Source organism: Bacteroidia bacterium (assembly GCA_019695265.1).
Classification (GTDB): domain Bacteria; phylum Bacteroidota; class Bacteroidia; order JAIBAJ01; family JAIBAJ01; genus JAIBAJ01.
Window position 1 is genome coordinate 1 of sequence record JAIBAJ010000120.1, and the last position, 10,266, is coordinate 10,266.

The window sequence follows — 10,266 nt, forward strand, 5'->3', positions numbered from 1 at the left end:
GTTTATAGCCCCAATATGTAGAAGGCTGCCCATTAATTTCAAGGTAAACCGAAACAGTATCTGTTAAACTGTCCTGAAAAAAGTTGCCAATTGTTATATAGGCTTCGCCACCCTCAGCCTCAATTGTGTCCGAAACAAGCATCCACTCGGTTTTGGATGTTAAAGGAATACCAGAACCATTTACCAATTGTGGTATAGTATCAATCAGGAATATATTTTTGCTTATAGCATCTCTAGACAGAAATGCACCCCAATTATTAGTTGCAAGATTACAAAGATCATCCCTTAAACTACAGTAAAACCCAACTAAGTATTTTCTCCTTTGCACCAATGTATCACTTAGTTTTATTTGAAGATATTCTCTAGCATTTGAAACTAGGTAACTAAATGTAAAAACCCCTGCATAAGCAACACCACTGTGTGCTTGTTGGTATCCTATTGTGGAATGAGGCACACATAAATTAAAAACATTAGTATTTTGGCAATTACAAGAGTTATAGTAATCCGGAGTGGCTTGGCTAGCTGGATTAGGATTCACCCAGCCTGTTGCATTCTCTAATTGTCCTTCAGTCGTTGGGCAATCAGAATACTCTTCAAAACTTGGATTAGGAACCAGATTTTGAGCTCTTGGTTGGGAAACCCCAACCAAGAACCCCAAAAACACAAGTCCTATCTTGAAACAACTATTTTCCATTGTTTGCTAATGTTTTGTCCAACATACTTGAATAAATAAATACCTGTGGGTAGATCTTTTATCCTGAATTCAGATTTACCTGCCCATGTTTTAGTTTGGCTATAAATCTGCCGCCCTGTAATATCATACCCTGCCAAGGTTCCAATATTTTCTGAACTTACATCAAAGTTTAAAACTCCATCGCTTGGGTTTGGATACAATCCAATGGTTAAGTTGTTTTTATTTAACCCTCCTTGATTTGGGTCTTTCTTACGTAACTCAGGTTCAACCGGAATTTCGCAAGGGTTCAATCGGATCACAAAAGTGGTATCGTAAAGCGAGAGTATGGCTCTGGCGGTGTGTACGCTGCTTCCGTATTCATAAGGGCAGAGGACGGCCAATGTTTCCAGTTCTGCTGTTTCGGTGCTGTCGGGGTTGCGGTCTTCAGCATGCAGCGTAAGGGCAGCTAGTAAGGCTGTTTTCATGCTTTGTGCAGCAGGGCGGGTTGGGCTTAGCGAAACTAACTCAGCTATTTCATCATCGAGATCGCTTCCCTTTTCGTTCCACATAGTGCTTACTGCTTTTTCCGATTTATACAACAGCCCGATATCGGTGGTATCATTTCGCTCCACAAAAGCGGTGAGTGTGGTGTCGGACATGTAATATTCCGTTGTGTCCGCTTTTAACAATTTATAGACTTCGAAATGATTTTCCCAGCGAGCGGTGCTGTCGAAAGCATTGCTGAGGCTATTGGTATCGTTGATTACAGGAATAATCATATACCCAATATTATCGCAATACTCCTCAATATCATCATACAACTCGGGGCTGACACATACATAACCTTCAGCTAAGGCAGAAGAGGCATTTACTGGTTGATTCATTGCAGATATTGCAGGAAAGGAATATAAATTATTCGTCGGTTGATATTCCGCTGCTGCCGTTGTCGGCACATAAAATGTGGTGAGATTCCCTTGTGTTCCTTGTCCCCAAGTCTCGCTGTGCGGAGTGCCATTGCTAGGCCAGTTCACCCATTGGTTCCATCCGAATAAACCCCAGTTAACAGGGCCCAGCACTCCGTAGTTAAGAAAAAGTCCGCTGCGTTGGATGTTTTCCATTTTGTTCCAACCTAGCCAAGTGAGTGGCTGCACGTCGCCACTAAAAAACAGCCCGTTGCCGAGGTTTTTGGTTTCGTTGTTGTATATCCAGTTGGCAAAGCCAAGGTCCTGTCTTATGCCGTTTGGTATCCAGTTGTAGCAATAATTGGAGGCATAGCCGGCGTTTACCTCAGCCACACAGCCCACATAATTGCAACTGGTGAGTACGGTGCTGCTATTGTCTATGGCAATACCATCGCAACTGTGGCTGTAGGAGCTGCCATCTACCAACTCCATGAAAATATCGTTATCAAAAATAGTATTGTCGCTTGTGGCTCCTGCAATTATATTTACATCGTGATCGGGCGCTAATGAATAGCTGCATAGGTTTTGCAGATTAAGGGTAGCACCACCCATATTCTCCACCCAAATACCGCGTGTAGCCCCTTCAATATAATTGCTGTCTATTAGGAATGCCGTATGTGAATTGGCAGAACTTGCAATATCTCGTAATGCAATACCTTGTCTATCAAGGTTATCTTGGTTTGCAAAGTATATCTCGTTTTTACTTATTCTTATCTTGGTTCCATTGTTTGAAGTTCCATAAATTCCCCAAGAAACAGATTTGTTAGGATTGGCATATATCTGATTCCTAATCACGTTTATGTTTGTTTTGTCGGAGTTTAACCCGAAACCTATGCCTGCTGTTTTGCAATCATAAAACTTGTTTTCTTCCACCACAATGGTACCACGTTGGTAGAATTGAGCTTTTACACCCACATCGCAATTGAAAAACTCGTTGTCGTTGGTTACATAAACTGCATCGGAAGCACCCTGACCTACAGCACACACTCCATTACCTGTGTAAATCAATTGACCACCTCCAATAGGTCCTGTTTGATTATAGCCTGCGTTCATATTGTGAAAATCGTTGTTTATCACTTCCAAATTGCTTACATTATTGGCATAAATGCCAAAGGTAGCATTAATAAACCAATTTTCATTGGAGGTATTACCTATAGTCTGGGCTGTGGTGTTCAAAATCTCTATATGTGCCTTGCTTTCTGTATTTTGGCGGGGCGGGAGCAGCAGAGCAGGAGTTGTATAAAGTAGCCCGCTACCGCATGAAAAGTAGCTTTGGCTTACATCGGCAATTTGAGAGCCGCAGTTCTCAATTTTCAATCCCACATAGTTTTTATTAAATATGGCTTGGTTAAGTGTAATTTGTCCGCCACCATAGGCCCAAATTGCAGCTTCTGCATCTTCGATAATAGAAGAGCCATCTATCACCACAGATGACGAATTATTTACTGTGAGTATAGATTGCCATAACTTTTCGCAGCCATGGATATGAGAGTGATCTGTAACAGTAAGGTTCTTTCCAACATATACGGCAATTATTGCTCCAGGTGCCATAATTACATCACAATTATCGAAAGTAAAATCATCATCAATATTTAATACACCATATACAATATATTGCTGATTGGATGCAATCGAACCTAATGAACTGGAAAGCGTTCCGCTTCGAAGCATAATGCGTGTTGTATCCCAACAGCAAGGATAAACCCATAAGGTATCTGTGGTATCACATCCTCCATAATAGTAAATATGAGCAATAATTGGCACAATAGTATCGGGTAAGGTACTCCATTCAATATTTATTAGATTGAAACCATTGCCTCCTGTAATTGTTGCAATTGGTGGTAAATACCAAGAAATCGAGGCGACTGTTGTGTCAGTGGGAAAAAAGTTTAAAATAAAGGTGGAAGCGGAGTCGCAAATTATGGTATCACCAGTCCAGGTAATCGAATCGGACTTTTCAATAACTAAAATCCTTACAGTATCGGCAAGAATTTCACATTCCCCTTGTTCAGTAAGACTTAAAATGTAAATTGTAGTTGTATCTGGACAAACTATGGGGTTTTGTATGTGTTCTTGTCCTATCAAACTGGAATCAAATGGAAGTGAAGTCCAAATAAATTCGGAAGAACTATAAGGAAAACAATCTGGGCCAATCGTATCGCAACTATTTTTGCAAATAGTATCATCCTCCCCCCGCGCTCGACCTCGTTTGCAACGAGGTCGGTTGAGAAATTGGTCTCTGACCGATATTATTATCATTCATGCTTGGATTTTTGTAATTTTTCCATTTCCATCATTAATAATCCACGGCACAGCTATATAGATATTCATGTGGCTACTTCACGATCATTTGTCTTACATCAATACAATGAATTACTATGAAAGGTAGAAAATATACCAATTTCTGATCAGCTAATCTATATTTATCGCCACTCAAAATTAAGTTTAGTTAATATTCAAATGTAGGAATAAAACAATTGCAAAAAATTGTTTTATTGGCTTTAAAAACGCCTTTCTCGACCGCCCTCGTTGCAAACGTGGGCAAGCGGTCGTTCCTCTTCTATTTCTAATTGGCGCATTTACCAATGTTATTCCCGGTATTTACCAATCTAAACATATAAAAAGCATTTGGACTATTTATAAATTAAAAGCGGCATTGGAGGTTCAGGTGGCAAACCTAAACTAGCTTGCCCTCTCGCTTCTTACTAAACCTTTGTTCGATGGCAAACTGCTTGGGTCTGCACCCCGGGCAACGATAGAGCCAGGTAGCCCACAGGAGCCCGACGGCGCTAGCCTAGGGTGACGAGGACTACAGGCGATAGCGTGACCCGAACGCCCATACAGGACCGCTGAACAATTGCAAAGCTTTAGTTGGGCGTGAAGGGGGCCCGCCAAAATAATTTGAACCTCCTAGGCTTTTCTCCTTCGTAATTTCAAACTCAATTGCCTACCTTCGTGGAATAGAACATGAGACGGGTTTTTATTGATTCGGCCTTGGAACAGGATTTTTTGAACCAAGGCTACGTATGCGTTGATTTCTTTTCTACGGAAGAACTTTATGCAGTGAAAACTTTGTTTAATAAACATAGCAACCAACTGGAAACTCCTTTCCACTCCAGCCATTTTTCGAAAGATAGGAGCTATAAAAAAGAGGTTCATGCCGGAATAGTTGACCAAGGAAGGAAAAAAATTGGACAACTGTTGATGGATTATAAACCCTTGTTTGCCAATTTTATGGTTAAAAAATCGGGTGCCGATACCGTGATGCCCCTACATGCCGATTGGACTTATGTGAAAGAACCCGACTTTTGCTCGGTAGCCTGTTGGATACCCTTGGTTGATACCGGACCTGAAAATGGTAGTCTTGGAGTTATTCCCGGATCGCATGCCTTACAAACCAACCTGAGAGGCCCCCGGATACCTAGCCCTTTTCACCATACCAATAGCTATTTGATTGAAACTTATGGGAAAATTCTTAGTCTGAAGGCCGGACAAGCTGTTATTTACGACCACCGATTGCTGCATTTTTCTCCACCTAATTTGTCCCCTACTATTCGTCCGGCGCTGAATATGGTTTTGGTACCCGCCGAAGCCCAACTTTTTCATTACTTATGTGAGGAAGGACAAACCACTGCGGTGTTGGAATATCCGGTAAAGGATGAATCGTTTTTTTTGGAATATGACCACTACGAAATTCCGGATCAGAACCAAGTTGTTAAACAGTTATACCAGGAAATTAATCCCTTTTCGAAAGCCTATTTGGATTCGGTACTTGGGGTAAAAAAAAGCAAATGGGCCAGCTTACTTGCCCGCCTGGGAATTGGCTGAGAATTGCTTAATTACGCGATACAAACCAAGCATTTCGACCATGGCTTTGGAAACAGTTTGAAATGAACCACCCTTGGACTTGCCCGATTCGCGGGGGAGATAAGGCGAAACTTGTTCAATAGGTTGAATCCCCATTCGCATGAGCTTGATGCAAATTTCACTCTCAATTAAACTGCTGTTCATCTCGAAATTAATCCGCTGCAACTGGTCTTTCCGATACACCTTGACCCAGTTTACATCGCGCAACCGAATCCCAAACAACAAGTAATTAAACCAGCGGTTGAACATATGCAACAACTTCCGAAACCAAACTGAATAAGGATTGGAACGGTAAAATGAATAAAATTGTGAAGCAGGAAATGCAGGAATCTGAGCAAGTAATTCCACTTCGAACTGGTTATCGGCAGGTAAAGCAACAATATAATCGTTGGTAGCTTCCCGGTAACCACTCTGTAAAGCTTTCCCAATTCCCAGGTTTCGGGGATGACTCACTACCCTGATGAGGGGATTTTTTTTAACATATTCCTGAATAATATTCGGAGTCCGGTCGGTTGAGCCATCGTCAATAATTAGAATTTCTACAGAACTTTCATCGGCAGTTGCCTGAAAATCAACTACCTTTTGAATTACTTTTCCAATTCCACCCTCCTCATTAAAGGCAAAAATTACTATGGTCCACCGCATCATAAGAGTTAGCGAAAATACATTTATATTAACAGAAGGCAATGACCGGAAAAGGCTAATTTTTTTTCAATTACCTTTGAAAAGCAAAATGAAATCGCCAAAAGCTGTTTATTTTATCACCGAACAAGACCAATACCGCGGTCCGGAGCCGGCGTTTTATGACAAATCATGCTATGCCTGGGTGCAAGTTTTAGAAGACAATTGGGAAATTATTCGAGAGGAAATGGCTGCATTTATTTCAGGAAATGAAAAAATAGAACTTTCTTCCACCAACCCTCCCTATTTATCGGATCCGAAGGCGTGGAAGAACATTTACTTTTTGAATTTTATGTGGGCTTACCACCACAACATAAAGCGTTTTCCGAAGACTTATGCCTTATTAAAATCCATACCTAACCTCACTTTTGCAGAGTTTACGGTATTGGAACCCCATTCACGGATTTTACCACACATCGGGGAGACCAATGCAACCATTCGGGGGCATTTAGGCATTTCTATACCTTACCCTTACCCGGCTATGGGAATTCACGTAGGAGATGAAGAAGTGGGTTGGGAAAACGGGAAAGCCGTGTTGTTTAGTGATGCTTGTGTGCACCATGTTTGGAATAACTCGGACAAGAGGCGTTTTGTTCTGGTTTTTGATGTAATTCGAGACGAGTTTGCCTCAAAGAAAACCTGGGTTTGTGCTCAGTCGTTGGGGGCCTTAACTGTTAAATGGTTTGCTGAATACAATACCTTTTTCAACCGTTTACCCCGTTCCATTAAGCAAGTGTTTTTTGGATTGTTTTCGATATGTTGGTTACTGTACCTGCCTATTCAGCGCCGTATACAATTTCTTCCGTAACTTCTTTTATGTAAACCGGGGATTGCTGCTGAACCAGCAATTCAGGCAAAAGAAGTTTGGTTCGTTTCACCTCCGATGATTGCTTGTTTTTCCATCGTTGCCTGGATTGAATCAAATCTTCAGGCTTTGGAAGGTAATTGCCTGAAGTAAACTGATGGTAATCGTCCGGAATTTTTTCCTTATGTTTAGCGGTGCCTCTGAAAACACTTTGAAGCAATTGCAAGGCTGCCACCCGGTAAGTGAAGAAAAACTTAATAAAATCGACTATGCGAACATTGGCCAGAAAAATGGCAGTGTAGCCAATGATTTGAAACAAACGTATGGTTTGAATTGACAAGCCATTAAAAGCCAGAGAATGGTTGATTTGCTTGCTATAGTTATCCCAATCATAGCTCAATAAACGATAACCTTCCCGATTCTCAACAGCCATTTTCGACACTTCCGTTCCCGGGTAAGGTACCATGGTTCCAATGATGGGTTCGTTGGGATTAATTTTTATCCCCAGGCGTATGGTTTTCCAAATAGATGAAATGCTTTCGTTGGGTTGGCCAATGAGCAAAAAAGAGCCGGTTCGGATACCATGGCGGTGTGCCAGTTGAAAGGCTTTCACAATCATATCCTTGTTGGTAGCTTTTCCCATGCGTTTTAGGGCATTTTCGTCGCCTGCTTCAACACCCATTTCGCATTTATAAATTCCGGCCTTTTTCATTTTAGCGAACAAGGCATCGTCAACATAAGCTACATGCGTTTGAATGTCCCACTTAACCCTCTCACCTATTCGATGTTGAATCATCTGATCCAGCAATTCGTGGGTTCGTTGCATATCTACACTAAACAATTCATCGCCAAAAGAGAGTTGCTCTGCACCCATTTTTATCAGCATCTCCATTTCCTGAATCACCAATTCTACGCTGCGTTTTCGGGCCACTTTTCCATTGTGATTCATACAAAAAACACAATTGAACGGACAACCACGTACGGTTTGGATATAATACAGTTTAGCCGGAGGAAATAAATCCCAAGCCGGAATAGGGATGGAATCCTGGTCCAAAATACGTTCTCGATCGGTAGTGCGAACGGGCTTAGGTAGTTGGTTAATTACCAATCCCGGAATTGACAATAAGGGTTGGGCCTCTTGAATAGCCCGGCAGAGTTCCAAAAAAGTTTGTTCACCTTCACCAACTACGCCAACATCGAACTGAGGAAATTCCAACAAGGTAACTTCGGGTAAGGCAGTAAGGTGAGGACCTCCTATAATGTTAACAACAGATGGCAAAGCTTGCTTCACCTTAGCTGCAACATAAGCACAAGGTTTTATTTCATTGGTGAAAGCAGAATAACCTATCAAATCCGGTTGAAGCTGAACAACTCGCTCGAGTAGTTGCTCAAATGACAAACGTTCAAATTTCGCATCCAGGCAATGGATTTCAAAATTGGAATTTTGTCTTAAATAACCAGCCAAAAATGCCAGAGAAGTGCGAACAAAATCCGGTTCATCGAACCAGGGTTCCTGCACATTTAAAACCGGGGCATTGAGGAGGAGTATCTTCACTATTTAAACCAAAAAGATAGGCTAAAGTAATAGTTGTAGCGTAACGATTGGTCAATACACTCCGATTTAAAAAGGCAATAACCTAATTAAATTATACTTCCATTCCGAAATATACGATTTGTTTTTAACCATCCAATCTACCCTATTTAAGAAAATAGGCTTGATTTTCTCCTCCAATTCGGTGGTCTGTTTAACAAATTCCGGAATATCTGCATCCATAAGCCGATACGGCAATTCCTCCAGTACTTCATAGGGTGGAACTTCATTCCTGTCATACATTTCAAGAAGCCTTTCATTGGGATACCTGGCAAAAAAGTCTTCATCTACCTTCATTTTCAGCATAATCCGGTTTCCGGTTCCCGGTTTCATATAGAAATTAACCAGTGTGGCATCCTGGTGACAAATTTCCAACTTAACTGCCAAGCGCTCCGTGTTGGAAAAATTAGGCAAGGAACCATGAAAGGTTCGAACATTAAATACGACGGCTTCTCCTGCCTGAAAATTAAGGTATTCCTGGTATGGAAACAAATCAAATATGGTAGAATCACAAAACCTGGGTATTCTCGGATCGGGATAAGGTGCAGGATATTCCGTGTAACTGAGATGACTTTTTGGCAACAAACCCAAAGTGCCATTGCTCAAATCAACTTCTTTTAAGGGAATCCAGATGGTATAGGTTGGAAATTCACCCTCTTCTTCGTCAGTTGCCAACCTGTCTTGATGTGGAGGAATAAACGTTTCGGAAGATGGTCGCTTTACAACAAAGCGGGCAGAAATAAGTCGAAAATCCTTAAAATGCTGCCGTATTCTTTCATTTACTGTCTGATAAATGACATTTTGCACCGCGGCATTAAAATCAAGGGAATAATCGAGGGTTTGAGAAATTTTATAGGTATTGGTATCTTTTACATCCAATTCTTGCTTGGCATTCAGCAAAGCCTTTATTTCAGGCGACTGCAGAAATGGAAATGACACAAAACCTTGTTGGTCAAGTACTTGTTGGTGGTTATCATGGACAAGAACCGGAATAGCTTTCAAAGGGTCAGTTGGGTTTGAAGGGCAAAAGTAGCTAAAAGCTAGCAATGACAAGGGATTTCGAATAAAAAATGTATTATTTCTAACTTAAAATTAATGTTCGTCAAGTTATTTTTTAATTTTTTGGGGGTCCCTTCCGCCCCAATGGTTTGGATATCAAGCTCCAACTGTTTCGACAGGGGCGTTCAGGTCGGGCTATCCGTTCCTAGTCCTCGTCGCCCTTGGCTAGCGCCATCGGGCTCCTGTGGGCTATCCACTTCTATCCCTACCCCGGGTGCAAGTCCATTTTGCATCATTTTGTACCTACATTCTGATAGGGACTACTAAAAAATACTCCAACCATTCACTCTCCATTTATAGGCGTTTGCTTTCCCCGGCCAGTTGCACTGCATTTACTTAACCCGAATTCCAAAAGAAGTTAAGCTTCTAGAATAAAACAGCTAACTAATGGCTGGCCTTCCTTTGACCAAAGATATTTTTGATAGGAATAAGCTCTATAAAACGTAGAAATTCTGGTCAAGGAAATGACATTTAGTTAAGGTTTAGCTTTTTGAAATTCAAAGGAATTTTATTTATGTCACTTTTTGGCATTGCCCCAAAAAGTAACCAAAAAGGTCTAGGCTCAGCAAACGTCCACCCGCTCTTGCTGTTCCCTGAAAAACTAAGCAATGGGTCAAAGATGGACGCT

At 41.3% G+C, this 10,266-nt stretch carries 7 protein-coding genes; 2 read left to right on the top strand and 5 right to left on the bottom strand.

The window, feature by feature from the left end; translation table 11 throughout:
- A partial coding sequence (locus K1X82_13410; GenBank protein ID MBX7183103.1) for a hypothetical protein occupies positions 1-694 on the bottom strand: 694 nt, incomplete at its 3' end.
- The gene (locus tag K1X82_13415) at positions 670-3,720 is read right to left on the bottom strand and encodes a T9SS type A sorting domain-containing protein (GenBank protein ID MBX7183104.1); all 3,051 of its coding nucleotides are present in this window, start codon (positions 3,718-3,720) and stop codon (positions 670-672) included. The genes K1X82_13410 and K1X82_13415, both read right to left, overlap by 25 nt.
- An 882-nt stretch (positions 3,721-4,602) precedes the next feature.
- On the opposite strand from K1X82_13415, the gene K1X82_13420 reads away from it, so the two are divergent.
- The gene (locus K1X82_13420; protein MBX7183105.1) at positions 4,603-5,463 is read left to right on the top strand and encodes a phytanoyl-CoA dioxygenase family protein; all 861 of its coding nucleotides are present in this window, start codon (positions 4,603-4,605) and stop codon (positions 5,461-5,463) included.
- Here the strand turns inward: K1X82_13420 and K1X82_13425 are convergent.
- Complete coding sequence (locus K1X82_13425; protein ID MBX7183106.1) at positions 5,437-6,150, bottom strand: glycosyltransferase family 2 protein; 714 nt, start codon at positions 6,148-6,150, stop codon at positions 5,437-5,439. The genes K1X82_13420 and K1X82_13425 overlap by 27 nt on opposite strands.
- Positions 6,151-6,235: 85 nt before the next feature.
- Between K1X82_13425 and K1X82_13430 the strand changes: the two genes are divergently transcribed.
- Positions 6,236-6,991 (top strand): aspartyl/asparaginyl beta-hydroxylase domain-containing protein, encoded by a 756-nt coding sequence (locus tag K1X82_13430; GenBank protein MBX7183107.1) that lies wholly within the window; start codon positions 6,236-6,238, stop codon positions 6,989-6,991.
- On the opposite strand, the gene K1X82_13435 is transcribed toward K1X82_13430, so the two are convergent.
- A complete protein-coding gene (locus K1X82_13435) occupies positions 6,960-8,543 on the bottom strand; it encodes a B12-binding domain-containing radical SAM protein (protein ID MBX7183108.1) in 1,584 nt (527 codons plus the stop codon). The genes K1X82_13430 and K1X82_13435 overlap by 32 nt on opposite strands.
- 66 nt (positions 8,544-8,609) lie before the next feature.
- Positions 8,610-9,632 (bottom strand): phytanoyl-CoA dioxygenase family protein, encoded by a 1,023-nt coding sequence (locus tag K1X82_13440; protein ID MBX7183109.1) that lies wholly within the window; start codon positions 9,630-9,632, stop codon positions 8,610-8,612.
- Between the last annotated feature and the right edge of the window lie 634 nt (positions 9,633-10,266).

What these genes read in the sequence shown, in the direction of transcription:
- K1X82_13420 (MBX7183105.1), top strand. Translation starts at nt 4,603, where the DNA reads ATGAGACGGGTTTTTATTGATTCGGCCTTGGAACAGGATTTTTTGAAC.
- K1X82_13425 (MBX7183106.1), bottom strand. Translation starts at nt 6,150, where the DNA reads ATGATGCGGTGGACCATAGTAATTTTTGCCTTTAATGAGGAGGGTGGA.
- K1X82_13430 (MBX7183107.1), top strand. Translation starts at nt 6,236, where the DNA reads ATGAAATCGCCAAAAGCTGTTTATTTTATCACCGAACAAGACCAATAC.